At 58.1% G+C, this 23,793-nt stretch carries 31 protein-coding genes; 17 read left to right on the top strand and 14 right to left on the bottom strand.

The annotated features are described in order from the left end of the window. Window position 1: 1 nt before the first annotated feature. From Q1B13_RS21035 to cobD, 3 genes are read right to left on the bottom strand one after another with little or no spacing between them, the layout of a single operon-like run. On the bottom strand, window positions 2-1,165 hold the full coding sequence (locus Q1B13_RS21035; RefSeq protein ID WP_299083557.1) for a lytic murein transglycosylase: 1,164 nt from the start codon (window positions 1,163-1,165) through the stop codon (window positions 2-4). Window positions 1,166-1,179: 14 nt separating this feature from the next. After that, the gene (gene cbiB, locus Q1B13_RS21030) at window positions 1,180-2,100 is read right to left on the bottom strand and encodes an adenosylcobinamide-phosphate synthase CbiB (RefSeq protein ID WP_299083554.1); all 921 of its coding nucleotides are present in this window, start codon (window positions 2,098-2,100) and stop codon (window positions 1,180-1,182) included. Continuing rightward, the gene (gene cobD, locus Q1B13_RS21025) at window positions 2,097-3,056 is read right to left on the bottom strand and encodes a threonine-phosphate decarboxylase CobD (RefSeq protein ID WP_299083552.1); all 960 of its coding nucleotides are present in this window, start codon (window positions 3,054-3,056) and stop codon (window positions 2,097-2,099) included. The genes cbiB and cobD overlap by 4 nt, the downstream gene beginning before the upstream one ends. 184 nt (window positions 3,057-3,240) lie before the next feature. Between cobD and Q1B13_RS21020 the strand changes: the two genes are divergently transcribed. Continuing rightward, on the top strand, window positions 3,241-3,603 hold the full coding sequence (locus tag Q1B13_RS21020) for a hypothetical protein (RefSeq protein ID WP_299083549.1): 363 nt from the start codon (window positions 3,241-3,243) through the stop codon (window positions 3,601-3,603). On the opposite strand, the gene Q1B13_RS21015 is transcribed toward Q1B13_RS21020, so the two are convergent. Beyond that, the gene (locus Q1B13_RS21015; RefSeq protein WP_299083546.1) at window positions 3,585-4,574 is read right to left on the bottom strand and encodes a glutathione S-transferase family protein; all 990 of its coding nucleotides are present in this window, start codon (window positions 4,572-4,574) and stop codon (window positions 3,585-3,587) included. The genes Q1B13_RS21020 and Q1B13_RS21015 overlap by 19 nt on opposite strands. Before the next feature lie 211 nt (window positions 4,575-4,785). Between Q1B13_RS21015 and Q1B13_RS21010 the strand changes: the two genes are divergently transcribed. Beyond that, window positions 4,786-5,139: a hypothetical protein gene (locus Q1B13_RS21010; protein ID WP_298937111.1), complete on the top strand. Its 354-nt coding sequence runs from the start codon at window positions 4,786-4,788 to the stop codon at window positions 5,137-5,139. Here Q1B13_RS21010 and Q1B13_RS21005 read toward each other — a convergent pair. Together Q1B13_RS21005 and Q1B13_RS21000 are read right to left on the bottom strand one after the other, a co-directional pair. Continuing rightward, the gene (locus tag Q1B13_RS21005; RefSeq protein ID WP_299083543.1) at window positions 5,136-5,663 is read right to left on the bottom strand and encodes a L,D-transpeptidase family protein; all 528 of its coding nucleotides are present in this window, start codon (window positions 5,661-5,663) and stop codon (window positions 5,136-5,138) included. The genes Q1B13_RS21010 and Q1B13_RS21005 overlap by 4 nt on opposite strands. A gap of 3 nt (window positions 5,664-5,666) precedes the next feature. Continuing rightward, window positions 5,667-6,839, bottom strand: a complete 1,173-nt coding sequence (locus tag Q1B13_RS21000; protein ID WP_299083540.1) for a MalY/PatB family protein — start codon at window positions 6,837-6,839, stop codon at window positions 5,667-5,669. Between the two features lie 94 nt (window positions 6,840-6,933). On the opposite strand from Q1B13_RS21000, the gene def (Q1B13_RS20995) reads away from it, so the two are divergent. The 5 genes from def (Q1B13_RS20995) to Q1B13_RS20975 are packed head-to-tail and all read left to right on the top strand — an operon-like array spanning window position 6,934 to window position 9,362. Then, window positions 6,934-7,452 carry a peptide deformylase gene (def, locus tag Q1B13_RS20995; RefSeq protein ID WP_298937108.1) on the top strand — a complete coding sequence of 173 codons (519 nt, stop codon included), beginning with the start codon at window positions 6,934-6,936 and terminating at the stop codon, window positions 7,450-7,452. After that, window positions 7,449-7,943, top strand: a complete 495-nt coding sequence (def, locus tag Q1B13_RS20990) for a peptide deformylase (RefSeq protein WP_299083537.1) — start codon at window positions 7,449-7,451, stop codon at window positions 7,941-7,943. Before def (Q1B13_RS20995) ends, def (Q1B13_RS20990) begins: the two co-directional genes overlap by 4 nt. A 23-nt stretch (window positions 7,944-7,966) precedes the next feature. Further along, entirely contained in the window at window positions 7,967-8,881 is a 915-nt protein-coding gene (fmt, locus tag Q1B13_RS20985) for a methionyl-tRNA formyltransferase (protein ID WP_299083534.1), read from the top strand. Between the two features lie 6 nt (window positions 8,882-8,887). Beyond that, window positions 8,888-9,124 carry a hypothetical protein gene (locus Q1B13_RS20980; protein ID WP_299083531.1) on the top strand — a complete coding sequence of 79 codons (237 nt, stop codon included), beginning with the start codon at window positions 8,888-8,890 and terminating at the stop codon, window positions 9,122-9,124. A gap of 1 nt (window position 9,125) precedes the next feature. Further along, entirely contained in the window at window positions 9,126-9,362 is a 237-nt protein-coding gene (locus Q1B13_RS20975; RefSeq protein WP_120634432.1) for a GlsB/YeaQ/YmgE family stress response membrane protein, read from the top strand. Window positions 9,363-9,372: 10 nt separating this feature from the next. Here the strand turns inward: Q1B13_RS20975 and Q1B13_RS20970 are convergent, their stop codons facing one another. From Q1B13_RS20970 to Q1B13_RS20940, 7 genes are all read right to left on the bottom strand, one after another. After that, complete coding sequence (locus tag Q1B13_RS20970) at window positions 9,373-9,975, bottom strand: alpha/beta hydrolase (RefSeq protein ID WP_299083526.1); 603 nt, start codon at window positions 9,973-9,975, stop codon at window positions 9,373-9,375. Between the two features lie 51 nt (window positions 9,976-10,026). Then, a complete protein-coding gene (locus tag Q1B13_RS20965) occupies window positions 10,027-10,650 on the bottom strand; it encodes a trimeric intracellular cation channel family protein (protein ID WP_299083524.1) in 624 nt (207 codons plus the stop codon). Next, complete coding sequence (rnhA, locus tag Q1B13_RS20960; protein ID WP_120634429.1) at window positions 10,647-11,114, bottom strand: ribonuclease HI; 468 nt, start codon at window positions 11,112-11,114, stop codon at window positions 10,647-10,649. The genes Q1B13_RS20965 and rnhA overlap by 4 nt, the downstream gene beginning before the upstream one ends. Continuing rightward, window positions 11,107-11,700 carry a bifunctional 2-polyprenyl-6-hydroxyphenol methylase/3-demethylubiquinol 3-O-methyltransferase UbiG gene (locus Q1B13_RS20955; protein WP_299083521.1) on the bottom strand — a complete coding sequence of 198 codons (594 nt, stop codon included), beginning with the start codon at window positions 11,698-11,700 and terminating at the stop codon, window positions 11,107-11,109. The genes rnhA and Q1B13_RS20955 overlap by 8 nt, the downstream gene beginning before the upstream one ends. Beyond that, window positions 11,697-12,149 carry a DUF3429 domain-containing protein gene (locus Q1B13_RS20950; protein ID WP_299083518.1) on the bottom strand — a complete coding sequence of 151 codons (453 nt, stop codon included), beginning with the start codon at window positions 12,147-12,149 and terminating at the stop codon, window positions 11,697-11,699. The genes Q1B13_RS20955 and Q1B13_RS20950 overlap by 4 nt, the downstream gene beginning before the upstream one ends. Then, window positions 12,146-13,096, bottom strand: a complete 951-nt coding sequence (gene ispH / locus Q1B13_RS20945; protein ID WP_299083515.1) for a 4-hydroxy-3-methylbut-2-enyl diphosphate reductase — start codon at window positions 13,094-13,096, stop codon at window positions 12,146-12,148. Before ispH ends, Q1B13_RS20950 begins: the two co-directional genes overlap by 4 nt. 190 nt (window positions 13,097-13,286) lie before the next feature. Beyond that, window positions 13,287-13,862, bottom strand: a complete 576-nt coding sequence (locus tag Q1B13_RS20940; RefSeq protein ID WP_120634425.1) for an NYN domain-containing protein — start codon at window positions 13,860-13,862, stop codon at window positions 13,287-13,289. Window positions 13,863-13,998: 136 nt separating this feature from the next. On the opposite strand from Q1B13_RS20940, the gene folK reads away from it, so the two are divergent. The 10 genes from folK (at window position 13,999) to Q1B13_RS20890 (ending at window position 22,352) form a co-directional block, all read left to right on the top strand. After that, window positions 13,999-14,568: a 2-amino-4-hydroxy-6-hydroxymethyldihydropteridine diphosphokinase gene (gene folK, locus Q1B13_RS20935; RefSeq protein WP_299083512.1), complete on the top strand. Its 570-nt coding sequence runs from the start codon at window positions 13,999-14,001 to the stop codon at window positions 14,566-14,568. A gap of 94 nt (window positions 14,569-14,662) precedes the next feature. Next, window positions 14,663-15,016: a DNA-directed RNA polymerase subunit omega gene (gene rpoZ, locus Q1B13_RS20930; protein ID WP_085824454.1), complete on the top strand. Its 354-nt coding sequence runs from the start codon at window positions 14,663-14,665 to the stop codon at window positions 15,014-15,016. Between the two features lie 25 nt (window positions 15,017-15,041). Next, window positions 15,042-17,174, top strand: coding sequence for a bifunctional (p)ppGpp synthetase/guanosine-3',5'-bis(diphosphate) 3'-pyrophosphohydrolase (locus Q1B13_RS20925; protein ID WP_298937093.1), 2,133 nt, complete (start codon window positions 15,042-15,044; stop codon window positions 17,172-17,174). Window positions 17,175-17,190: 16 nt separating this feature from the next. Continuing rightward, window positions 17,191-17,889, top strand: a complete 699-nt coding sequence (locus Q1B13_RS20920; protein WP_299083509.1) for a DUF2062 domain-containing protein — start codon at window positions 17,191-17,193, stop codon at window positions 17,887-17,889. Next, entirely contained in the window at window positions 17,882-18,628 is a 747-nt protein-coding gene (locus Q1B13_RS20915) for a pyridoxine 5'-phosphate synthase (protein WP_298937091.1), read from the top strand. The genes Q1B13_RS20920 and Q1B13_RS20915 overlap by 8 nt, the downstream gene beginning before the upstream one ends. Beyond that, window positions 18,625-19,248, top strand: a complete 624-nt coding sequence (locus tag Q1B13_RS20910; protein ID WP_299083506.1) for a LysE family translocator — start codon at window positions 18,625-18,627, stop codon at window positions 19,246-19,248. The genes Q1B13_RS20915 and Q1B13_RS20910 overlap by 4 nt, the downstream gene beginning before the upstream one ends. Window positions 19,249-19,730: 482 nt before the next feature. Then, window positions 19,731-20,150 carry a holo-ACP synthase gene (acpS, locus tag Q1B13_RS20905; protein ID WP_298937089.1) on the top strand — a complete coding sequence of 140 codons (420 nt, stop codon included), beginning with the start codon at window positions 19,731-19,733 and terminating at the stop codon, window positions 20,148-20,150. Window positions 20,151-20,209: 59 nt separating this feature from the next. Continuing rightward, window positions 20,210-21,049 carry a signal peptidase I gene (gene lepB / locus Q1B13_RS20900; RefSeq protein WP_298937088.1) on the top strand — a complete coding sequence of 280 codons (840 nt, stop codon included), beginning with the start codon at window positions 20,210-20,212 and terminating at the stop codon, window positions 21,047-21,049. Continuing rightward, on the top strand, window positions 21,046-21,723 hold the full coding sequence (rnc, locus tag Q1B13_RS20895) for a ribonuclease III (RefSeq protein ID WP_298937087.1): 678 nt from the start codon (window positions 21,046-21,048) through the stop codon (window positions 21,721-21,723). The genes lepB and rnc overlap by 4 nt, the downstream gene beginning before the upstream one ends. 152 nt (window positions 21,724-21,875) lie before the next feature. Beyond that, window positions 21,876-22,352 (top strand): hypothetical protein, encoded by a 477-nt coding sequence (locus tag Q1B13_RS20890; RefSeq protein ID WP_299083503.1) that lies wholly within the window; start codon window positions 21,876-21,878, stop codon window positions 22,350-22,352. A 33-nt stretch (window positions 22,353-22,385) separates the two neighbouring features. Here the strand turns inward: Q1B13_RS20890 and Q1B13_RS20885 are convergent, their stop codons facing one another. Beyond that, on the bottom strand, window positions 22,386-23,762 hold the full coding sequence (locus Q1B13_RS20885; RefSeq protein ID WP_299083500.1) for a multicopper oxidase family protein: 1,377 nt from the start codon (window positions 23,760-23,762) through the stop codon (window positions 22,386-22,388). Between the last annotated feature and the right edge of the window lie 31 nt (window positions 23,763-23,793).

Genomic DNA, 23,793 nt, shown 5'->3' with positions numbered 1-23,793 from the left:
GCTATAGCTGGTTCAACAACTCAGCGGTTGGCCAAGCATCGGCGGGCAGGCCCAGCCGGGCTTGCTCGGCCTGTACCGCCGCTCGCGTGCCCGCGCCTAGAATACCGTCGATCTTGCCCACATCATACCCACGCGCCTGCAGCTTGGACTGCAACTGCTTCATCTGCGCCCCGGACAATCCCTGTGCCGGGTTGCCCGCATCATAGACCTGCGCACCTGCCAGCCGGGTCCCGAAGTACGCTGCGGTCAAAACATAGACAAAGCTCTGGTTCCATTCGAAATAGACATCGAAATTCGGGTAGGCCAGAAAGACCGGTCCCTTGTGCCCCTGCGGCAGGATCAGCGAAGCTGGCAGATCGGGCAGAGATCCGCTGCGCGCCGAAACACCCAGTGCCTGCCAGTCGGATACCGAACGCGGTTTGCCGGGGCCGGACAAGGACCAATCCATCTTGGCGGGTACCGTCACTTCCTGCAGCCAAGGCTGACCGGGTTGCCACCCCAGATGTGACAGCATCTTGGCCCCCGACATCAGCGCATCCGGAGCTGAGGTTTTCAACGACACCTTGCCGTCACCATCGCCATCGACGCCATTTTCCAGAATGTCGCGCGGCAGCATCTGCACCATGCCGATCTCTCCGGCCCAGGCGCCGGTTGTGCGATTGGGATCAAAATCGCCCTGCTCAAATAGCTGTACGGCGGCAAAGATCTGCGGGCGGAACAACTCGGGGCGGCGGCAATCATGCGCCAAGGTCACCAGCGCATTGCGCGTGTTGAAATCGCCCTGAAACGCGCCGTAATCCGTTTCAAACGCCCAAAAAGCCAGCAGAACGCCGCGCGAAATTCCATATTGCGATTCGATCTGGTCAAAAACCGCGTCGTATTTGCGGGACATGGACTGCCCTCGGTCGATCCGGTTTTGTGAGATCAGTCGACGCGAGAAATCGATAAAGGGTTTCTGGAAAACTCCTTGCGCCCGATCTGCCTGCAACACTTTGCCATCCTGCTGAACCCCTTTAAAAAAGGCATTCACGCTGGATTTGTCGAACCCCTGTTGCACCGCCTCAGATTTCAGTCCTTTGACAAACTGATTAAAGCCACCGCCGCATTGGGACAGAGCAGGTGAGGCAAACAGGGCGGCGGCAATAAAGCCAGAGACAAGGCGCATGGGCGGCGGGTCCTTCAGAAAACCAGGTTGATCACAACCCACACCGACAAGAGCGCAAGTGCAAGCCCCCAGACCTTCCATAGCATGTCACATGCGCGAAAAACCTCGTATGCGCCGATGTTGCGCGGGGCGTCACCATTAACCCAGGCGAGATCGCGCATTTGCCCGTCATAGCTGCGGGGACCAGCCAAGGCTACGTTCAGGGCGCGGGCCATCGCCGCCTCGGGCCATCCCGCATTGGGCGAGATATGCCTGCGCGCGTCGCCCAGAATTTCCGGCCAGCGTCCCCACTGACCGGACAGGGCGACGATCATCACGCAGGTCAGTCGCGCCGGTATCAGGTTCAGCAGATCGTCTACCCTAGCCGAGGCCCAGCCGAATTCCTGATATCGCTCAGTACGATAGCCGATCATGCTGTCGGCGGTGTTCACTGCCTTGTACACCAGCAACCCTGGCAGCCCGGCAATCAGAAACCAGAAGGCAGGCGCAACAACACCGTCGCTCAGGTTTTCGGCGGCGCTTTCGATAGCCGACCGGGCGACCTGCGCCTCGGACATATCGGTTGTGTCGCGGGACACGATGCGGGCAACCATAGCGCGCCCTTCAGGCAGCGAGGTACGCAGCCCGTCGCCCACATCCCGAACATGTGTGACCAGCGATTTCTGCGCCAGCAGAATTGCACAGACAATGATCTCGACCAGCAATCCGAAAAACGTCAGAAACTGGCCAAGTGTGTACGCCGTCAGAACCAGCAAGATCAGGACGGCAACACCTTTGGTCCGTCGATGCCCTGATTGATTAAGCCGCTTTTCCAGCCACCCGATCCCTTGGCCGATCAGAACAGCGGGGTGACGTAAGCGTGACCAGAGCCAATCAGGCTCTCCTAAAGCGGCGTCCAGACACATGGCGCAGACCAGCAGCAGAGCCACACTCAAAGCGCGGCCTCCAGCCGCTGCCACCCGTCAGTCGGAGGCAGACCAAGGCGCAGGTAGGTTGCAGAGTAGGGGAAAACCCGGCTCCAAATATGGGCGTGGGCCAGCCGGGTCTGCCAATCTGCGGCGCTGTCGACCTGATACAGACGGAAAAGCGATGTGCCGCCAACCACGGCCGCGCCTTTGCGCGTCAGCAAGGCGTCCAGCCGTTCAGCTTCGTGTGCCAACTGCGCTCGGGTTTTCTCAGCCCAACTCGTGTCCAGCAGGGCTTCGGTTCCGATCCGCAAAGCTGGCCCCGAAACGGCCCAGGGCCCGGTCAAATCGTTAAGCCGCGCAATCAACTTGGGCCGGCCAATAGCAAACCCCAGCCGCATCCCGGCAAGGCCCCAGAACTTGCCAAAGCTTTTCAGCACAACCACACCCGGGTTCTCGGTCAGGGCAATCAATGATGCTTCGGGTGTGACGTCGCAGAAGCTTTCATCAATGATCGTCAAAGGTGCGTTTGCATCGGTCTGCTGCCAGAGCCGGCCATCGGGGTTGTTGGGATGCACAATGACACGCGCCTCGGCAGGGCCAGTATCCTGAACAACCCAGCCTTGGGCGGCAAAAGCGGCTGCATGTTCGTTATAGGTCGGCGTATTGATTTGGACGTTGCCTGCCCTGGCAAGGGCTGGAACGCGCGCGATGAGTGCTGACGCGCCGGGCGCGGGTAAAATCGCAGCGTCCGCCGGGACTGACCAGAAACGACGCGCGGCATCGGTCAGCCGTTCAAAGGCACCGTGATCAGGCAATTCCATCCAATCAGAGGCCTGCAGCCCCGCGACATCATAGGGGTGGGGATTGATCCCGGTGGACAAATCGATCCAATCCACCCGTGTTCCGCCAAAATGTTTGATCGCCCTATCCAGGCCGCCACCATGATCGCGCCGTGTGCGGTGGTTCAAGTCGTCATTATTCATTTGCACAATCTGGCCAAAACGCTGGTTTTGGACTGCTTCAAGCGGATTTCTGCCGTTTTGACAAGCAAATCCACGTGATCAGGGGGGTCTGCGACCATCGTTAACACTTTGTTAAGGAAATCACGGGATCACGGTTCACAGGGGTCGGCACCATTCACCATATCAAGTGCCGAGGTTGTTGCAAATGAAAGTTCTGATTGTTGAGAGTAACCCCGACCTAGGTCAGGTCTGGCAAAGACATCTGGAAAGGCAAGGTGCTGATGTCGAATTGGTGCCGGGCCAAGAGGCTGCGATCCTTGCACTCTATGGCACAGCCTTTGACATCATCGTGCTGGATCTGGTTCTGGAAACCGGCAGCGCTTTGGCTGTTGCCGATTTTGCCAGCTATCGGCGCCCCGAGGCGCGCGTGATCTTTGTCACCAACACCACGTTCTTCTCGGACGGCTCGATCTTTGCCCACAGCCCCAATGCGTGTGCCTATGTGCAAAGTGGTACGCCGCCAGAGGATCTGGCGGCGATGGTGGAACATTATGCGGCAGGCCTCTGACCGCGCCCGTGCGGCTCCATATAATCCAGTACCGGATTGACCGGGATGATCCGGTTCGGATTGATGCTGTCATGGCTGTAGTGATAATGTCGCACGATATGATTTAGATTTAACGTCTCTGCGACGCCCGGCCATTGATACAGCTCTCGTGTATAGGCCCAGAGGTTTGGGTAGTCGATCAAACGCCGCAGGTTGCATTTGAAATGCAGATGATAGACCGGGTCAAAACGGATCAGAGTGGTGAAAAGCCGCCAATCGGCCTCGGTGAGGCGATCTCCCATCAGATAGCGGTTTGCGCTTAGGCGATCTTCCAACCAGTCCAGAGTGTCAAACAGTGGATGCACGGCCGCGTCGTATGCCTCTTGCGAGGTGGCAAAGCCGGATTTGTAGACCCCATTGTTGACGTCGGAATAGATGCGGGCATTAACCTCTTCAATCTCCTCGCGCATCGTTTCGGGCCAGTAGTCATCAGTATTGCCGGTGATACCGTTAAAGGCCGAATTGAACATGCGGATGATTTCCGAGCTTTCGTTCGACACGACGGTGCCCTGATCTTTGTCCCAAAGGATCGGTACGGTGACGCGGCCCGAATAGGTCGGATCGGCCTTGGTATAGACCTGGTGCGCAAAGTCCAGACCGTACAACGTATCACCTGTGGCGCCATGGGCGTCTGTCTCGAACGTCCATCCTTTGTCCAGCATATCGGGATGCACGACCGAGACCGAGATCAGGCCGCTGAGGCCCTTCAGCTCGCGAAAGATCAAAGTGCGATGCGCCCAAGGGCAGGCATGGCTTACGTAGAGATGATAACGCCCAGGTTCCGCCTTGAAACCGCCCTTGCCCGAGGGGCCGGAGCTGCCATCGGCGGTCAGCCAGTTGCGAAACTGCGCAGCGCTGCGTTTGAACGCCCCGCCAGTGGATTTGGTGTCATACCAGGTGTCGTGCCATTTTCCGTCGACCAGCAGGCCCATATCAATTCCTCCGCTCAGCGATTTCGGCCAAGATAGGCGTTTGCGTGAAGGCTTCCTATGCCAGCGCCCGCGCATCACGCCTGCATACGCGCACATTCACGCCCGGGATTTCTGTGCAACAAACCGCCAGTGGCGCGGAAGTTTGTGAAACAGTTCACTGGATTTTTACATCTTAAACCCCACAATAGAGAGGATTAGGGGGAATTGTTTTATGAGTACTTATGTTTCCAAGGAAATACGCGCGGAACTGGATGCTGCGCGAATCGCCACACTGAAGAAATCCAGCCGTTTGCGGGTGGAGATGGGCGACAATACCTTCAAGATCCTGAAATTGTGGAAAGACGGTTTCACAGTCGAGTCTGAGACCACGCCGCGCCTGCGCGGGCTTGTCGATGTGTATGACGGGGCAAATCATCTGTACCAGTGTCTGATCATCGCGGATGAGGAAGAGGGCGGCGAGATGCGCTATGAATTCAAGCGCAGTACGGCCGCCCACGACAAAGCTCCGCTGGATTTCTACCGCGCCCCCGACGCGCCCATCGCCTTGCTGGGCCACGAGGACTAAGGGCGAATCTCAACCGTCGTACCAGTGGCCGTAAGCCTCCAAAGCTGGGCCATCTCGGTATTTGAAATGGCGATGCAGCCTGCTGTCCAATCCCCGGGTAGGGTCAGGCCGACGACACCGTTGGGCTGGCCATGGATGAAGATGTCACCGCCGGGATCTATCCCTTGTTGCTGCGCACGTGTCACATCATCTGGTTGAGGGTAGTCGAGCCCCAGCGACAGGTGATACGCGCTTTGGGGATTGCGACGGTCCACTTTGAATACCCCCACCGGCGTTTTGCCATCGCCTTCTACCTGCTTGTCGCCTTCTGGCGCGAAGCCCAACGCGATATCGACCTGCATTACAACCGCTCCGTCCAGCGACGCGGTCAGACGTCGCGCGGACTTTTCGATCAGTATATGATCAACGCGCGCCGCCTCTGGGGCCATCACAGGTGCCGAAGGGCGCGGACCATAGCGGTGCCAGCCGAACCAAGCAGCACCGGCCGCCACCGCAATCAAAGTTATCAGACCCAGCCAGCGCATGACCTACTGAAGGTCAGCAAACGCACTTTTGAGGCGGGTGCAGGCCTCTTCGACCCGGGCGCGTTGCGTGGCGAGGTTGAAGCGTTCGAAGGTCTCGCCACCTGCGCCAAAGCCCGGTCCAGGTGAGGTTGCAATCCGGGCGTCTTCGCGCAGGCGGTGCGTGAACTCAGTATGGTCCATTCCGGTGCCAGAGAAATCGACCCAAGCCAGATAGGTCGCCTGCAGCGGCATCGACCACAGGCCGGGAATTTCGGCGATAGTGGCGTCAAAGAGTTTCCTATTGGCGTCCAGGTGTGCGATCTGCGCATCGACCCATTGGGCACCTTCGGGCGAATAGGCCGCGGTGATCATTGCCACACCCAATGCGCTGGGATCATAGTCCAGTGTTTGTATGCGATGTCGCATTTCGGCACGCAGTTTGGCGTCCGGTATGATCATGTTCCCGGTGCGTTGACCGGCAATGTTAAATGTCTTCGACGCCGCCGTCAGTGTGACGGTCCATGGGCGCGCATCTGGCGCGGCCGCATCCATCGGCACGAAGGTGTGGCCGGGGTAAACCAGATCATGGTGAATCTCATCCGAGACAAGGATCAACCCGTTGCGTTCGGCAAACGCTGCCACCGCGCGCAGTTCCTCTGGCGTCCAGACGCGGCCTGACGGGTTCTGCGGGGAACACCACAGCAACAGCTTTTCCGACCCGTCTAACCGCGATTGAGCATCGTCCAGATCAAGGCCATAGCTCTCGCCATCGCGCACCATTGGGCATTCCACCACGCGGCGGCCCGCCTTGTTCACCTTGTGGGCAAACTCGTGGTAGACCGGGGCGAAGATGACCACGCCGTCGCCAGGGTTGCTCCATACATCCAGACAGAGAGCAATTGCGTTGCCCAATCCTTGCGATGTCAGGACCCAATCGGTGTCGATCTTCCAGTTGTGGCGGTGTCCCATCCACCATTGAACTGATGCCAGATAGTCGGGATGTATCCAGGAATATCCGAAAACTCCGTGTTCGGCCGCTTTGCGGACGGCATCGATGACACAGGGCGCTGTTTGATAGTCGGAATCCGCCGTCCACATCGCCAGCCCGTCTTTGGGTGATAAGCCATATAGGCTTTCCAACTTATCCCATTTGGAACTGTTGGTTCCCCGGCGATCGATCAGGTCGTTGAATGTCATGTCTGCTCCATTTTCTCGGACGAAAGCTAACTGTAAAACGGTCAGGTGCAAGGGGGGCGTTGCGGCTAGGCGCGGGTTGTCCTAAATCAGCCTCATGAAACGCAATATCTTGATCCACCCCGACCCCCGCCTGAAAAAGGTCTGCGCACCTGTGGCTGACCTGTCGGACGAGCTGCGCACGCTGGCTGATGACATGCTGGAGACGATGTACGACGCACCGGGTATCGGGCTGGCCGCACCTCAGATCGGTGTATTGGAGCGGCTGATTGTTCTGGACTGCATCAAGGAAGAGGGCGAAACGCCCCGACCACTGATCATGTTCAACCCCGAAGTCATTGCCTCCTCGGACGAAACCAATGTCTACGAGGAGGGTTGCCTGTCGATTCCGGATCAATATGCTGAAGTGACCCGCCCCAAGGTCGTTGACGTGACGTGGATTGACCGCGACGGGAAACTGCAGCAGGAAACTTTTGATGGCCTCTGGTCGACCTGTGTGCAGCACGAGATTGATCACCTGGATGGCAAACTGTTCATCGATTATCTCAAGCCGTTGAAACGCCAGATGATCACGCGCAAGATGCAAAAGCTCAAACGTGAGCAGGCCCGTTCATGACCGTCCGAACCTGCCTGCCGTGGCCGGATAAGCGTTTGCGCAGCAAGGCTGAGGATGTGGCCGAAGTCACCGATGACATCAGGGCCATCTGGAATGATATGATCGACACAATGGAGGCGATGCCCGGTGTCGGTCTCGCTGCACCTCAGATAGGGGTGATGCTGCGTCTGGCGGTTGTTGATGGCTCGACCGAACGTGGCCGCGCCGTGCGTCTGGCAAACCCCGAAATCCTGCACAGCTCGATCGAACTGCGCGAACATGACGAGGCCAGCCCCAACTTGCCCGGTGTTTCGGCCAAGGTGAAACGGCCCCGCGCGGTGACAGTTAAATTCCTCAATGAACAAGGCGTTGTCGATCGCCGGGACTTTGTCGGTATCGAGGCCACAAGTGTGCAACACCAGATTGATCACCTGAATGGTCAGATGTATTTCGACCGGCTCAGCAAGGTGAAACGCGACATGCTGCTACGCAAAGCCAAAAAGATGGGATAAAACCCCATCCTACGGAGAGATAGATGCGAGTAATTTTCATGGGAACGCCGGATTTCTCGGTGCCGGTGCTGGATGCGCTGGTTGAGGCCGGACACGAAATCGCCGCCGTCTATTGCCAGCCACCACGCCCCGCCGGGCGCGGCAAGAAAGACCGCCCGACCCCGGTCCATGCACGTGCCGATGCGCTCGGACTGACTGTCCGCCATCCCATCTCTCTCAAATCTGCTGAAGAACAGGCAAGCTTTGCGGATCTCAAAGCGGATGTGGCCGTTGTTGTGGCCTATGGTCTGATCCTGCCCCAAGTTATTCTCGATGCGCCGGTAAAGGGATGTCTGAACATCCATGCCAGCCTGTTGCCGCGTTGGCGCGGGGCTGCGCCGATCCATCGGGCAATCATGTCAGGGGACGCAGAAACCGGGATCTGCATCATGCAGATGGAGGCCGGGTTGGACACCGGTCCGGTGCTGTTGCGCAAATCCACCAGCATCAGACCCGAAGAAACCACCGCCGAACTGCATGACCGCCTGTCAATTCTTGGCGCTGATCTGATCACCGAGGCGCTGACCCACCTGCCAGACCTGACACCGCAGCCGCAATCCGAAGATGGCGTGACCTATGCCGCCAAAATCGACAAAGCCGAGGCGCGGATCGATTGGACGAAGTCGGCTGTCCTGATCGACAGGCAAATACGCGGTCTCTCACCTTTCCCCGGCGCATGGACCGAGGTTGAAGGCGAGCGGATCAAACTGCTCGCGTCGCGCCTTGCTGAAGGGCAAGGGGCACCGGGCGAAGTTCTGGATGACCAGCTTCGCGTTGCCTGCGGATCCGGTGCGCTAGACCTGCTGCGCTTGCAAAGGGCGGGCAAAGGCGCGCAGGATAAGGAAACCTTCCTGCGGGGCTGGCCAATTCCGGCGGGCACTCGCCTGTTTTCGGAGTAGAGCCGCATGTTCATGATCCTGATGGGCACCGTCGTGATCGCGGGGATCGTCGGGTACCTGTCCGAGAAAACGGGCTTTACCCACAATGGCTACCTTCAATCCATCATCATCTGTGTTGGTGGTGCGTTTCTGTTCTATTTCGTGCGGATCATGTTTGGCATCAGCTTTGGCCCGCCCGGTCTGGATGCAGTACTTTCATCTATCGGTGCGCTGATCATCGTGCCAACCCATTGGAGGAGGTAAGATGCCCGTTGTTGCCCTGATCATCATCGGCGCTGCCGCCGGATTTCTGGCCACCCGCCTGATGCGGATCGAAGCGGACATTCCAACCACCATGCTGATCGGTATCGTGGGTGCCTTGGTCGGTGGCTTCCTGTTGCGCACGCTGCTGGCGGTTATGGGCTGGCTGTCGGGATTTGTCGGCGCCATTCTGGGTGCGTTGCTGGTGATCTGGATCTGGCAGACCTACATCAAACGCTGATGACCCGTCTCTAGCGCGCGTCACAGTCTGGCGCAGCGCCCAACCGGGGCGATCCGTTGGTGGTCATACCAAATCTGTTCGCTTCCGAGGCGTTCATCCAGTAAATTCTATCTGCGGGCGCGGCGTCCAACGTGAACCAGTAGAAGTCATCGTCAAAGCCGATATCCTCGAAATAGCTGATGTACCGGTCATGTTCGGGATCATTCTGCGGAAGCTCGGTTGCTACGATCCCAGAACCAGCCCAACTGTGGACGCCGACACATGCGCCAGGCTGCAAAATACGCCGGTTCCCGGCCAGAAACAAATCCGTTCCACCCGAGGCAATCAACCCATCGGACGGTACTACAGTGTCAAATCCCGCATTGTGCACCACGCGGCTGAAGACAACATTGGCATCATCGTCCAGTGACCCCTCTATATGCTGCAAGACTAGGGTTCTTATCTTTGGATTGTCTGAGGTCACCTCCCGAAACGCCGTCAGCGTGGTGTCGTCGATTGTGCCGGTTGCAATAATCTCATCGCCCTGTGCGACGAAGCTGACTGGCGCATACTGTTCTGCGCAAGACGCCAGCACTGCCAGACAGACTGCAATCTGTGGAAACCTGGACGTCATCTGAGACCTCGCGCCTTGTTTTCCGGCAATTCTATCGCAATGCCTGCCGGCTTATTGCCGGGGAGGGCGGCTTTTGTAGACCGGTAGTTGCCATCCAAACAGCAGCGAGCCCGCCCTAAGGGCCCAGCATATCAACGCACAAACGCCCAGTGCGGGCAACGTCTCCAACCCCAGCTTTGTTGCAACGACCGCCGCCAAAGCCCCTGCCAACGCGCACGAGACATAAAGCTGCCCTTGTTTCAAAACCAAAGGCACCTCGTTGCAGACAACGTCCCGCATCAACCCACCGAGACATCCTGTGGTGATCCCCATCAGAACCACGATGATGCCGGACTGACCCAGCGACATTGCCGCACCGGTGCCTGCGGCGACCGCAATCGACAAGGCAAAACTGTCCAGCCAGACCAGCCAGTTGTACCGGCTTTCCATCAGATGCGCGGTAAAGAACACCAGAACGGCAGCACCTGCGGCGATCAGGATATAGTCGGGCTGGCCAACCCAGAACACCGGGTGCCGATCCAACAGAACATCCCGAACCGTGCCTCCACCAACGGCCGTCAGACAGGCGACAAAGGCGAATCCAACCAAGTCCAGTTGTGCTCGGCTGGCCACCAACGCGCCAGTCAGCGCAAACACCAAAACCGATGCATAGTCCAGCAGTGCAAGACCGTTCACGCCTGCGCCTTCTTTGGCTTGAAGGGCGCCATGCCTGCACGGGCCAGTTCGTCGGCCTTTTCGTTCTCGGGGTGGCCCGCATGGCCCTTGACCCACTCCCAGATGACGTCATGGCGCGATTGCGCCTCGTCCAGTCGTTGCCACAGATCAACATTCTTGACCGGCTTTTTGTTCGATGTTTTCCAGCCGTTCCGCTTCCATCCGAAAATCCAGCCGGTGACGCCGTTTTTGACATAGGCGCTGTCCGTGACAATGGTGATCTTCGAGGCGCGCTCCAGTGCCTCCAACGCGCTGATTGCAGCCAGCAACTCCATTCGATTGTTGGTGGTCTCCGCTTCGCCGCCGTTCAGTTCACGCTCTTTCAGGACGGTCTCACCGTCCTTTGCCTGCAGCAACACACCCCAACCGCCAGGCCCGGGATTGCCGGAACAGGCCCCATCCGTATAGGCAAAAAGCTCAGGCATGGGCCGCCAGTCTGATCCACTCCGACTCTGATCCGTCCAACCCTGTTCCGCTGCCATGCCATTGGTTGGTTACCGTGAAACCGGCGTCTTGCAGATGCGTCTTCAATGCGTCCTCGCTGTAGTAGCTATAATATCGACCCAGCCGGTCGGGGCCTTCGCCTTCACCCAGTTTCAAGGCGATGAAGAACACGCCGCCGGGTTTGAGCGACGTGTGAATAGCGGCCAGATGGTTCGGGAATTCACTGCGTGGCGCGTGCAACAGGCTAAAATTAGCCCACACGCCATCATATGCGTTGTCTGCATCCAGATCAGCAAAGGTAGCCTGCCGGGCCGAAACACCTTTATGAGCCGAGGCCAGCTTGACCATTTCTGCCGAGGCATCCGTCGCGTCGACCTGAAGCCCCGCTTCAGCCATGACCAAAGCCGAGGCGCCGGGACCGCAGCCAAGATCCAATACGGTTCCCCCAGCCGGTATCGTTGCGATGAAATCATCCATGCCCCGGTCAGATTTGTTCGAGTCATCTGTCAGTTCCGCGTACCGCGCGGCTTGCGCGTCATAGACGGAAATTGTGTCACGATCGCTCATAGATACACTCCTACAGCAAGGCAAAGAACGACGATTGCAGTCAGCAGTATACGCAGTTTCATCCACCAGCGCGGCGCCAGACCCCAATACCAGAACATCGCATCCAGCAGCAGCAGCCCGGCAAACCCGACAATTAGATTGAGGCCCGCAGTGACCGGCCCGCCGCTCGTCATGAAAAAGGCCCACAGCGCAGGCAGAACCGACAGCGCATAGCAGGTTGCCGCCTTGCTGCCGGATGTTTTGGTCGCAAACCCCCATAGAACGCCGGACATAAAGCTGAGGATCACAGAGCCATAGAAAAGCTGGACGTAGGGCCCGACAAACCGGGACCCAAATGTACTTGAGCCCCAGGCCTGCAAATCCCCGTTCAGATAGGTCAGCGCACCCCAGATAAACGGGATCAGACCCGCCAGCCCCAGATACAGTGGCGCCTTTGGAACCCCGTTCACGCGGGTTGCCTCAAAACACGGGGGACTTTGAACTCGACATTTTCAACGGCGGTTTCGACCAGCTCTACCGTGACGTCGTAGTGATCGCTGAAAGCCTCGATGACTTCATTTACCAAAATTTCGGGGGCGGATGCGCCAGCTGTGATCGCAATGCTCGAAATCCCTTCCAGCGCGCGCCAGTCAATCTCTGTCGCACGTTGAACCAGTTGCGCGTAGTTGCACCCGGCGCGTGATGCGACCTCGACCAGTCGGCGCGAGTTGGATGAATTTGGGGCCCCGACCACGAGCAAGGCATCGGATTTTGGAGCAACCTCTTTCACTGCCTCCTGCCGGTTGGTCGTTGCATAGCAGATGTCTTCTTTATGCGGTCCGACAATGGCCGGGAACCGCGCCTCAAGCGCGGCGATGATGTCCTTGGTGTCATCGATCGATAGCGTTGTCTGCGTAACAAAGGCCAGCTTCGCAGGGTTTCGCACCTGAACATGGGCCACTTCGTCCACAGTCTCGACCAGCAGCACTTCGCCATCCGGCAGCTGGCCCATCGTGCCAACCGTTTCCGGATGGCCTTTGTGACCAATCATGATCATCTGTAACCCGGCATCGGCGTGACGCTGTGCTTCGACATGGACTTTCGAGACCAATGGGCAGGTCGCATCCACATAAATCATCTCACGCTGAGTGGCTTCTGCGGGAACCGATTTAGGCACCCCGTGGGCGGAGAAGATCACCGGTCGGTCATTGGGGCATTCGTCCAGCTCTTCGACAAAGACGGCGCCTTTGGCGCGCAACCCGTCAACGACGAATTTGTTGTGCACGATCTCATGGCGCACATAGACCGGCGCGCCCCATTTTTGCAGGGCCATCTCGACGATTTTGATGGCACGGTCCACACCTGCGCAGAACCCGCGCGGTGCGGCCAAGTAAAGTCTCAGTGGCGGCTTGCTCATGTCGCTGTCTCCTTAGGCCACAGGTAAGTCTTTTCCCAGCCTTGGTCCAGACAGGACCGCGTCATTGATCTGACATGAATCGATGGTAGCCCGACGATGTTTGAGCACCTGTTTATAGTTAAAGAAGCGCGGTCAGGATCAATTGTCCTGACCGCGCGAATTTCGTCCCCATCCCGTTTTGATCGTCAGATCAGCTGCCGCTGGCCACTGCGACGCTGCGCGGTTCTGCCGGCATCTCGCGCGGCGGGCGTCCTACGACGTCACGCAGGTCTTCCAGCTCGATGAAGTTGTCGGCTTGGCGGCGCAGCTCGTCCGAAATCATCGGCGGCTGGCTGCGGATGGTTGAAACGACCGATACACGCACGCCCTGACGCTGCAGGCTTGCAATCAACGGGCGGAAATCCCCATCACCCGAAAACAGCACGATATGATCGACGCGCGGTGCCAGTTCCATGGCATCGACGGTCAGTTCGATATCCATGTTTCCTTTGACCTTCCGACGCCCCATGCTGTCGGTGTATTCTTTGGCCGGTTTCGTCACCATGGTGAAGCCGTTGTAATGCAGCCAGTCAACCAGGGGGCGGATCGGAGAATACTCGTCGTTTTCCAGTAGCGCAGTATAGTAGAAGGCTCGCAGCAACTTGCCGCGGCGCATGAATTCCTGCCGCAGAAGTTTGTAGTCTATATCAAAACCGAGTGCTTTTGCCGCAGCGTAAAGATTCGAGCCATCAATGAACAGCGCTAGCCGTTCGTCCTTATAAAACATAAATAGTCCCTTCCGGTATAATCCAACACGTCGCGACTTTGGTGAGTGAGTGAAATTCCGGACGCACTGGTAAGCCTATAATTAGGGCATTTGTTGTGTATCGCAAGTGTCCAATTTGGTTAACAAAGGAGGTTTAATGAGCGATTCGTTGCCCGAAGCCGTGCTCGCGCTGGGCGCAAATCTCAATCTGAGTGGAAACGGACCCAAAGTGACACTTCAGAGGGCTCTGGACGCTTTGTCTGCCAAGGGTGTGCTGATTCGTGCGGTCAGCCGGTTTTTTGCGACCCCGTGCTTTCCGGCTGGTGCCGGTCCGGACTATGTAAATGCAGCCGCCCTGCTCAGTTCGAACAAAGCACCCGCTGACCTGCTGCAGATTCTGCACGAGATCGAGCTCCAATTCGGGCGCGAGCGGATACAGCGATGGGGCATGCGCACGCTTGATTTGGACTTGGTCGCTTGGGGTGACACGGTGTTGCCCGATCGTAACGAATTTGACCATTGGCTGACCCTTTCACCACAGGATCAGCGGCAGCAAGCGCCAGATCAGTTGATCTTGCCGCATCCGCGTCTTCAGGACCGGGCGTTTGTGCTGGTTCCGATGGCGGATGTGGCACCCGATTGGCGCCATCCGGTGCTAGGTCGCACAGTGACCGAGATGGTCGCTATGCTGCCTGCCGAAGATGTTGTTTCAGTCACGCCTCTGTGATCCGCGCATTTGCAGCATTTCTTGCTTGTCAAGGCGTGCAATCGGCCTTAGATAAACCTCTTCCTGACATGGATTCAGTAACGGAGAGCGCCCGATGGCCCGCGTAACGGTTGAAGATTGCGTAGACAAGGTTCCAAACCGGTTCGAACTGGTAATGCTTGCCGCCCATCGTGCGCGCGAGATTTCCGCCGGTGGCCCGATCACCGTTGACCGTGACAACGACAAAAACCCCGTCGTGTCGCTGCGTGAAATCGCCGACGAGACCCAAAGCGCGGATGATCTGCGCGAACGCCTGATTGAGGCCAACCAGACCCAGATCGAGGTTGACGAGCCTGAAGAAGATCAGATGGCGCTGCTGATGGGTGCGGAATCGGACAAGCCTGCCGATGACGACATGTCCGAAGAAAAGCTCCTGCGCGCATTGATGGAGGCTCAGGGCCAGGGGTAAGCCCCAAGACGAAGGTGCGGACCGGATGATTTCTGCTGAAGATCTGATTGCGCTGGTCCGCAACTACAACCCCAAGACCAATGCTGATCGTATCGCAAAGGCCTATGAGTTTGGCCGGCAGATGCATGACGGGCAGTTTCGCCACTCAGGCGAGCCCTATTTTACCCATCCCGTTGCCGTTGCCGCCATCCTGACCGAACAGCGTCTGGATGATGCCACGATTATTACCGCGCTGCTTCACGACACAATCGAAGACACCAAAGCCAATTATGGCAAAGTGTCGGAACTGTTCGGCGAAGAGGTCGCCAAACTGGTCGATGGTGTCACCAAACTGACCAACCTGCAGCTGTCCAGTCGCGAGACCAAGCAAGCCGAGAACTTCCGCAAATTGTTCATGGCCATGTCCAAGGATTTGCGGGTCATCCTGGTCAAGCTGGCCGACCGTTTGCACAACATGCGCACCATCAAGGCCATGCGACCGGAAAAGCAGGTGATCAAAGCGCGTGAAACCATGGATATCTATGCGCCACTTGCTGGCCGTATGGGTATGCAATGGATGCGGGAAGAGCTTGAAGACCTCGCGTTCCGCGTTCTCAATCCAGAAGGGCGCCAATCGATCATCCGCCGTTTCATCACGCTGCAACGGGAAACCGGCGATGTGATCCATCGCATCACCGGCGACATGCGGCATGAACTTGAAAAGGTCGGGATCGAAGCAGAGGTATTTGGGCGTGCCAAAAAGCCATATTCAATCTGGCGCAAGATGCAGGAAAAAGATCAGGGCTTCTCGCGCCTGTCTGACATCTACGGGTTCCGCATCATCACCCAGACCGAGGAAGACTGTTATCGTACCCTCGGCGCAATCCATCAGCGCTGGCGCGCCGTGCCCGGGCGGTTCAAGGACTATATAAGCCAGCCGAAATCGAACGGCTATCGCTCGATTCACACCACCGTGTCGGGGCGTGACGGCAAACGGGTTGAAGTTCAGATCCGCACCCGTCAGATGCATGACGTGGCCGAAACCGGGGTCGCGGCGCATTGGTCGTACCGCGACGGTGTACGCTCAGAAAACCCGTTTGCCGTGGATCCGGCAAAGTGGATTTCCAACCTGACCGAGCAGTTTGACAACGAAGAAGACCACGAAGATTTCCTCGAAGCCGTCAAGCTTGAGATGTATTCGGATCAGGTGTTTTGCTTCACGCCGAAAGGGGATGTGGTCAAGCAACCGCGTGGTGCCACACCCATTGACTTTGCATATGCCATTCACACACGCATCGGCCATGCCTGTGTTGGTGCCAAAGTGGATGGCATCCGCGTGCCCTTGTGGACACGGCTCAAGAACGGTCAGTCGGTCGATATCATTACCGCAGACGGGCAAACGCCTCAGGTCAGCTGGCTTGAGATCGCCGTGACCGGCAAGGCTCGCACTGCCATTCGCCGTGCTCTGCGCGAAGTTGATCGGGAACGTTTTATCAAACTGGGCAAGGAACTGGCCCGCGCTGGGTTCGAGAACGTTGGGCGCAAAGCAACCGACAAGGCGCTGGATACTGCAGCAAAACATCTGCGACTTACGGACCGTCAGGAACTGCTGGCCCGGTTGGGCAGTGCCGAACTGACCGCCCATGAGGTGGTCGAGGCGGTGTATCCAGAGCTCGCCAAGGATGAAGGCGATGCCATCCCGTTGCGCCGCGCCGTTATTGGTCTGGAACCAGGGCAGAGCTTTGATCGCGCGCCTTGTTGTCAACCGGTGCCGGGTGAACGCATAGTGGGGATTACCTACCGTGGCAAAGGTGTGGTTGTGCACGCCATCGATTGCGACCGCCTGTCTGAATTCGAGAACGAGCCCGAGCGGTGGGTCGATCTGCACTGGCACTCTGGAACGCACCCGGCAGTCTACGGCGCCACGCTGGACCTGACCATTGGCAACGATGCCGGTGTATTGGGGCGAATTTGTACATTGATCGGCGAGAAAAAGGCCAATATCTCCAACCTCGAATTCGTGGATCGGAAACCGGATTTTTACCGACTGATGATCAACGTCGAACTGCGCGATCTGGAACAGCTGCATTCTCTGATGCTGATGCTCGAGGCTGAAAGCGACGTTGCTGCGGTCGAACGGTATCGGGACCGTGCAAAAACCGCAGTTGCGGCTGGCTGAGAAGGGGTGATCAGGAGTGGTTTTCAAGCGCCGAGATCGACGCTCACCCGTCCAGGTCGCATCTGAATTTGTCTATCCGCGCGGTGGTTGGACCCGCGCCTTTCACTATGTCAAACACCGCGTTCGCCGACTGCCGGATTCACCTGACCGGATCGCACGTGGAATCGGGGCAGGGGTCTTTGCTGCGTTTACCCCGTTTTACGGGCTTCATTTCGTGGTCGCCGCCGTGTTGGCGCGCCTGCTGAACGGCAATATTCTGGCGGCGCTCAGCGGTACGTTCTTCGGCAATCCGCTGACCTACGTCCCCATCGGCGTCGTCAGCCTGCAGACCGGACATTTCCTTTTGGGCACCCGGTTCCGCAAGGGCGACACGCATGGGCTGATGGGCAAGTTTGCCGATGCGATGGGCGATCTCAAAGACAATTGCATCGCCGTGTTCACAGGGCGCGAAGCGGATTGGCATGGTCTCAGCCGGTTTTACGACGATGTATTTTTCCCATATCTGGTGGGCGGCGTCATTCCGGGGATCGTAGCAGGTTTGATCTGCGGCTATCTCAGCCTGCCGTTGATCCGCACCTATCAGAATCGCCGCCGCGCCAAGATCAAGGCAAAGTTCGAACAAATCAAACGTTTGGCCGAAGCTAAGGCTGCCGTTCCCGACTCAAACGCTCTAGGTTCGGAACAAAATCGGAAAAAGGAATCGGGTGATGTCTGACAACCATCTGCGTCTGGGTGTGAACATCGATCATGTGGCGACGGTGCGCAATGCGCGTGGCGGGGCTTACCCCGATCCGTTGCGCGCGGCGAAACTGGCCGAAGAAGCAGGGGCAGACGGCATCACAGCGCATCTGCGCGAAGACCGCCGCCATATCTCGGACGCCGATATCGACGGGCTGATGGAGGTTCTGTCGGTGCCTTTGAATTTTGAAATGGCCGCAACTGAAGAAATGCAGAAGATCGCCCTGCGCCACAAACCGCACGCTGTCTGCATCGTTCCCGAAAAGCGAGAGGAACGCACGACCGAGGGCGGGCTGGAGGTCGCGCGCGAGGAAAACAAGCTGGCACATTTCATCGCGCCCCTGCGTGAGGTTGGTTGCCGCGTCTCAATCTTCATCGCCGCTGACAAGCGTCAGATCGAAGCCGCCCATCGCATCGGGGCCGAAGTGATTGAGTTGCATACCGGCGCCTATTGCGACGCTCATGCCGAGGGCCGCATGGAAGATGCCGCGCGCGAGCTGGAGTCGCTGCGCGAGATGTCGACATTTGGTCATTCGCTGGGTCTTGAGGTGCACGCGGGCCATGGCCTGACCTATGATACGGTCAAGCCCGTTGCGGCCTTTCCCGAAGTGCGCGAGTTGAATATCGGCCACTTCCTGATTGGGGAGGCGATCTTTCTGGGCCTCACCCCGGCCATGGCCGAAATGCGTCGCCTGATGGATGAGGCGCGGGCATGATCACCTCTGGGTTTGTCGCGATCTGGATCGCCTGGCTCTTGGCGGGCGGCTCCCCGGGTCCTGCAACTATGGGCATCGCCGGAACAGCCATGAATGAAGGCCGCACCGCTGGTTTGGCCTTTGCGCTGGGCATCTGTGCCGGGTCCGCCGCGTGGGGCATTGCCGCCGCGCTGGGCCTGTCGGCGATCATGCTGGCCAATGTCTGGGTATTCGAAGTGATCCGCTACATCGGCGTTGCCTATCTGGGTTGGTTGGCCCTCAAGGCGCTGCGCCGCGCTCTGACCTCGGATGAGGTGGCATTGGGCAACCCGATCACCGGGTCGCTGCCAACCATCTTTGCCAAAGGGGCGGCCATCCACCTGACTAACCCCAAGGCAATCCTCAGCTGGGGCTCGATCTACGCCATCGTCGCCGCGAACGACGCTAGCCTCGCGATGTTGCTGGGCTATTTTGGCTTACTCTACGCAGGATCGTTGCTGATCTTCATCGGCTACGCTTTTCTGTTTTCGTCCGCGCGCATGGTCCAAACCTACCGCCGCACCCGCCGCTGGTTCGATTTCGCCTTTGCCGGGTTCTTTGGGTTGGCAAGTTACAAGATTCTGACGGTGCGGTTGTCTTAAGCGATCCTAACTGAGGGATTTTGGGTGAAGTATTTGTTTTCACGAGACAAGCAAGTTGGATTGCATCGCCCTCTGTTTCTAAACATCGTTCTAATGACCTATGTTTTTCTGAACATGGCGAGAGCATTTCTGTGGTTTGAATGGCCCACGAGGTTATCCTCGCTGATCTTTTCGATTGCGGTGGCTGCTTTGGTGTATGGATTTGATATCGGTCGTAGGGGTTTCCAATGCGGCCCGCCAGAGAAGAGTTGGATTCTCGCGCGTAAGACGGTTTTGACCACTTTTTTTGCAGTACTTGCCTGTGCTTTGTTGTATAATCTGGCAGTCTCACCCCAACGTTGGCACTTGTCAGAACAAGTCGTTCTATGGTGCTTTGAGCTCTTGATCAGTTTGGGTATTTCCTTGTTTTTGTGTCGCTACGCTTTTGTCTTCGGTGTTGGTCGAGGATACAACATACACCCACGCAAAGTAGAGCAGGGAACATGATCCTCGGCATCGGCACGGACCTCGCAAATATTGAGCGCATCCAAGGCACGCTTGACCGCTTCGGCGATCGGTTTCGCAACCGTGTCTTCACCGATATTGAACAGAGCAAGGCCGAACGTCGTGCCGACACGGCCGGCACCTACGCCAAGCGCTGGGCCGCGAAAGAGGCGTGTTCCAAGGCGCTGGGCACAGGCCTTGCCATGGGGATCGCGTGGAAAGACATGTCTGTCACCAACCTCCGCACCGGCCAGCCCATCATGCATGTGACTGGCTGGGCTGCCGAGCGTTTGAAGGAAATGACCCCGGACGGGTACGAGGCGATCATCCACGTCACTCTGACCGATGACCACCCCTGGGCACAGGCCTTTGTCGTGATCGAGGCGCGACCACTGCAAGATGGGGCCGCACGGCCTTGACTTGCCCCCACCCGACCCGCATGTAGCACCCCAACCAAGCAAAGACTGGAGAGAGCAGTATGGCCGAGGAAGCCAAATCCGGAAATGCCGTCTGGGAGACGATCAAGACCATCGTCTACGCCCTGCTGATCGCGGGTGTTTTCCGCACGCTGTTCTTCCAGCCGTTCTGGATTCCCTCCGGATCGATGAAGCAAACGCTGTTGATCGGGGATTTCCTGTTCGTTAACAAAATGGCCTATGGCTACTCCTACGCATCTTGCCCCAGCATGGTCATGCCCAGCATCGGCCTGAACATTGATGCCGAAGGTATCTGCGGCTGGCTGCCAGGCGAAGACAATACGCGCATTTGGGGCGGCGATCCCGAACGCGGCGATGTGATCGTGTTCCGCCACCCGGTCACCGGGCGGGACTATATCAAACGGCTGATCGGCCTGCCGGGGGATCGCATTCAGGTGCGAGAGGGGCAGATCATTCTGAACGGAACACCGGTTCCACAGCAGCCCGATGGCGTCTTTACCGAGGTTGCCGCTCCGCAAGGTCCTCAGGGTCTGCGACCACGATGCGAAAACGGCCCGGTGGGGAACGGGGGCATCTGTGAGAAATCCCGCATGATCGAAACGCTGCCCAATGGCGTTTCATACGATGTTCTGAACATCCACAATCAGGGATCGGACAACACCGGCATCTATACCGTGCCGGAAGGCAACTACTTCTTCATGGGCGACAACCGCGATAACTCTGCCGACAGCCGCCTGCCGCAATCCGCCGGAGGGGTTGGCTATGTGCCATATGAAAACCTGATCGGTCGCGCCGATCGGATCATGTTCTCATCCGCTGGCCGCTCGATGCTGTTCTTCTGGACCTGGCGCGGAGATCGGTTCTTCAAGGCAGTCAATTGAAGCTATCGGCCGAGATAAAAGCGTTCCAGCAGCGGCTTGGGTATGAGTTCGCCAACCCCGAGTTGCTTCTGCGGGCATTGACCCACGGCTCAGTCTCTTCGTCCACCCGGCCCGACAATCAGCGGTTGGAGTTTCTGGGCGATCGAGTGTTGGGACTTGTGATGGCGACCGCCTTGCTTGAGGCAGACAAAAAGGCATCCGAAGGCCAGCTGGCCCCGCGCTTCAATGCGTTGGTCCGCAAGGAAGCCTGCGCCGATGTGGCTTTGCAGATCGATCTGGGAGCGGTGCTGAAACTGGGCCGGTCCGAGATGCTCTCGGGAGGACGCCGCAAACAGGCGCTGTTGGGCGATGCGATGGAGGCGGTGATTGCCGCCATCTACCGCGACGCTGATTTCGAAGCAGCGCGCGACGTGATCCTCGCCCTTTGGGGCGATCGGGTCCACAGTGTCGAGGCCGACGCCCGCGACGCCAAAACCTCTTTGCAGGAATGGGCGCAGGCCCGCGGCCAGAAGCCACCCAGCTATGTCGAAGTCAAGCGCAGCGGCCCCGACCACGCGCCTGTCTTCACCATTGCGGCCCGTCTGCAAGACGGCACCGAGGCGCAGGCCACTGCGGGATCGAAACGGCAGGCGGAACAGGCGGCGGCGAAGGCTTTGCTAGAACGTCTTAGTTGACGCGCGACCGGCACTGCATTGTAAAATATGTAACACTTCATTGATAATTCTGGCAAAATCTGGCTGTCTTTTTATGTACTGCAGAGTTGCTTTGACCCGGCCGCACTAAGCCCGATCAGAGTTTACGAATTGGAGTTATTGAGAGCGGTTCAATGGAAAAAAGCAGACTGAGTGTAACCTATATCGGGCTTTTGTTTATCGCCGGGTTTTTCGCCACAATGGCATTTGATTTCTGGGGCCAGGTCCTCAGCCCTTCTATCGGCTGGGCAAATCTGTCGCCCGAAGGTCTGGCACAGAGTCTGCTGTCCAGCCTCGGGCTGCCAAGCAGTGCCTTTCTCGGGTTCTTTGTCCATTTCTACATCGTGGGTCTGATTGGCTACCCGATGGGATGGGCCTATGTCTTCAAACCTATCTGGACGCTCGTAGTGGGTCCGGTGCATTGGTTTCTGGCCTCGGCGCTTTACGGGGCCGGATTATGGGTCTTCGCAATCGGCGGCGTTACCGCCTTCTCGGGCCTGCCGCCGTTTTTGAACTTCACCGGGATTACTTGGGTCGCGCTGATTGGCCATGTGCTTTACGGCATCGTACTGGTTGCAATCCTGCGCCTGATCACCCGCCGGGAAACCTGACACTTGATGAGTTTGAGTGGCGCAATCCGCCCTTCAAACAACCCGAATAAACCCGGTCAGGCCGGTTTTCTGATGCTCGATCACATGGCAATGAAACGCCCAATCGCCCGGATTGTCGGCAACCAGGGCAATCTCGACCACCTCGTCTTTTAGCAGCAACATCGTATCCGTCATCTGGGGCGGCAATTGGCGTTGATTAGACTTCAGGGGCACAAAGGCCAGCCCGTGCAGGTGGATCGGATGCAAGTTTGGCGATTCATTCCGCAACCTCAGAACATAGGTTTTGCCCAGCTCCAGCGTCGCCAAAGGGCCCACGCCCTGAGCTGCATCCCCCGGCCACGGTTTGCGATTGATTGACCAGAAATTGTAACCGAGCGAGCCACAGAAGCCGTTGTTCGGAACGCCACCTTCAGGCGTCCAGCCAAAGACGAACTCATGCAGTTCCGCATTGGCCAGATCGGGTTTTGCAACCGGGTTGACGGGTAGGGGCTTCAAGTCACGCAGATTTCGCGCAACGGTCGCGCCAACTGCGTGCAACCGCGCCATGGCGCGGGGCGGTTGACCCGGCAGTTTCGCCATTAGCGCGACGGTCTGACCTTCGCCTTCAGGCATCGCCACCGCAAAATCCACCCGTTGACCGGAGCCAACCAGCAGCGGTTTGTCAGCGCTGGGCAGGGGAATTTCTACGTCGGCCGGGTGCCCATCCCAGGCGATGATCCGAGCCTCGGCCCCCTCAAGATGCAGTTTGTAAATCCGGCTCGTGTCGGTGTTGACCACACGCAGGCGGACCAGCCCACCGGCAGCGTGGTCATAGACTGGCTGTTGCAACCAGTTGGCGGTGTGGACATTGCCAAATGTTCCCGCGCGGGCCGCACCCCGTTGCGTATAGGCGGGTAGAAATGCGCCATCATCATCCAGCCGGAAATCGCGCAGATTGATCACCTGTTCGCTGTCAAAGCCGGGGTCTTCGGGTTCGGCAATCACCATCACGCCAGTCAACCCGTGGGCCATCTGTTCCATGGTCATGCAATGGGGGTGATACCAGTAGGTGCCTGCATCGGGTGGCGTGAATTCGTACTGAAAAACCTCGTTTTGACCCATCGGCATCTGGGTCAGATAAGGCACGCCGTCCATCTCATTGGCGATCCGCAGCCCGTGCCAATGCATCGCCGTGTAATCGGTCAGCGTATTGCGCACCGACAACCGCATCACCTCACCCTGACGTCCATACAGAACCGGAGGAGGCGCGCCCGGCGACAGGCTGACCATGCCATCCGTGACCTGATCCCTCAGCGCAAAACTGGCTGGCTGAATTACCAGTTCTTGCGTCCCGGCCGCCAGACCGAACCCGCTCAGACCCAGCGCTCCCGCAGCGGCACCGCTGCCCAAAAGAAACTCTCGACGTTTCATATCTCGCCTCACGGATTGGATGGCCGCCTGG

The sequence above is a fragment of the uncultured Ruegeria sp. genome, from assembly GCF_947489545.1.
Lineage (GTDB): Bacteria > Pseudomonadota > Alphaproteobacteria > Rhodobacterales > Rhodobacteraceae > Ruegeria.
This window is presented reverse-complemented; position numbering and strand designations above follow the sequence as displayed.

Coding starts and splice junctions, on each gene's coding strand:
- Q1B13_RS21035 (WP_299083557.1), bottom strand. CDS start 1,165: ATGCGCCTTGTCTCTGGCTTTATTGCCGCCGCCCTGTTTGCCTCACCT.
- cobD (WP_299083552.1), bottom strand. CDS start 3,056: ATGAATAATGACGACTTGAACCACCGCACACGGCGCGATCATGGTGGC.
- Q1B13_RS21020 (WP_299083549.1), top strand. CDS start 3,241: ATGAAAGTTCTGATTGTTGAGAGTAACCCCGACCTAGGTCAGGTCTGG.
- Q1B13_RS21015 (WP_299083546.1), bottom strand. CDS start 4,574: ATGGGCCTGCTGGTCGACGGAAAATGGCACGACACCTGGTATGACACC.
- Q1B13_RS21010 (WP_298937111.1), top strand. CDS start 4,786: ATGAGTACTTATGTTTCCAAGGAAATACGCGCGGAACTGGATGCTGCG.
- Q1B13_RS21005 (WP_299083543.1), bottom strand. CDS start 5,663: ATGCGCTGGCTGGGTCTGATAACTTTGATTGCGGTGGCGGCCGGTGCT.
- Q1B13_RS21000 (WP_299083540.1), bottom strand. CDS start 6,839: ATGACATTCAACGACCTGATCGATCGCCGGGGAACCAACAGTTCCAAA.
- def (WP_298937108.1), top strand. CDS start 6,934: ATGAAACGCAATATCTTGATCCACCCCGACCCCCGCCTGAAAAAGGTC.
- def (WP_299083537.1), top strand. CDS start 7,449: ATGACCGTCCGAACCTGCCTGCCGTGGCCGGATAAGCGTTTGCGCAGC.
- fmt (WP_299083534.1), top strand. CDS start 7,967: ATGCGAGTAATTTTCATGGGAACGCCGGATTTCTCGGTGCCGGTGCTG.
- Q1B13_RS20980 (WP_299083531.1), top strand. CDS start 8,888: ATGTTCATGATCCTGATGGGCACCGTCGTGATCGCGGGGATCGTCGGG.
- Q1B13_RS20975 (WP_120634432.1), top strand. CDS start 9,126: ATGCCCGTTGTTGCCCTGATCATCATCGGCGCTGCCGCCGGATTTCTG.
- Q1B13_RS20970 (WP_299083526.1), bottom strand. CDS start 9,975: ATGACGTCCAGGTTTCCACAGATTGCAGTCTGTCTGGCAGTGCTGGCG.
- rnhA (WP_120634429.1), bottom strand. CDS start 11,114: ATGCCTGAGCTTTTTGCCTATACGGATGGGGCCTGTTCCGGCAATCCC.
- Q1B13_RS20955 (WP_299083521.1), bottom strand. CDS start 11,700: ATGAGCGATCGTGACACAATTTCCGTCTATGACGCGCAAGCCGCGCGG.
- ispH (WP_299083515.1), bottom strand. CDS start 13,096: ATGAGCAAGCCGCCACTGAGACTTTACTTGGCCGCACCGCGCGGGTTC.
- Q1B13_RS20940 (WP_120634425.1), bottom strand. CDS start 13,862: ATGTTTTATAAGGACGAACGGCTAGCGCTGTTCATTGATGGCTCGAAT.
- folK (WP_299083512.1), top strand. CDS start 13,999: ATGAGCGATTCGTTGCCCGAAGCCGTGCTCGCGCTGGGCGCAAATCTC.
- rpoZ (WP_085824454.1), top strand. CDS start 14,663: ATGGCCCGCGTAACGGTTGAAGATTGCGTAGACAAGGTTCCAAACCGG.
- Q1B13_RS20925 (WP_298937093.1), top strand. CDS start 15,042: ATGATTTCTGCTGAAGATCTGATTGCGCTGGTCCGCAACTACAACCCC.
- Q1B13_RS20915 (WP_298937091.1), top strand. CDS start 17,882: ATGTCTGACAACCATCTGCGTCTGGGTGTGAACATCGATCATGTGGCG.
- Q1B13_RS20910 (WP_299083506.1), top strand. CDS start 18,625: ATGATCACCTCTGGGTTTGTCGCGATCTGGATCGCCTGGCTCTTGGCG.
- acpS (WP_298937089.1), top strand. CDS start 19,731: ATGATCCTCGGCATCGGCACGGACCTCGCAAATATTGAGCGCATCCAA.
- lepB (WP_298937088.1), top strand. CDS start 20,210: ATGGCCGAGGAAGCCAAATCCGGAAATGCCGTCTGGGAGACGATCAAG.
- Q1B13_RS20890 (WP_299083503.1), top strand. CDS start 21,876: ATGGAAAAAAGCAGACTGAGTGTAACCTATATCGGGCTTTTGTTTATC.
- Q1B13_RS20885 (WP_299083500.1), bottom strand. CDS start 23,762: ATGAAACGTCGAGAGTTTCTTTTGGGCAGCGGTGCCGCTGCGGGAGCG.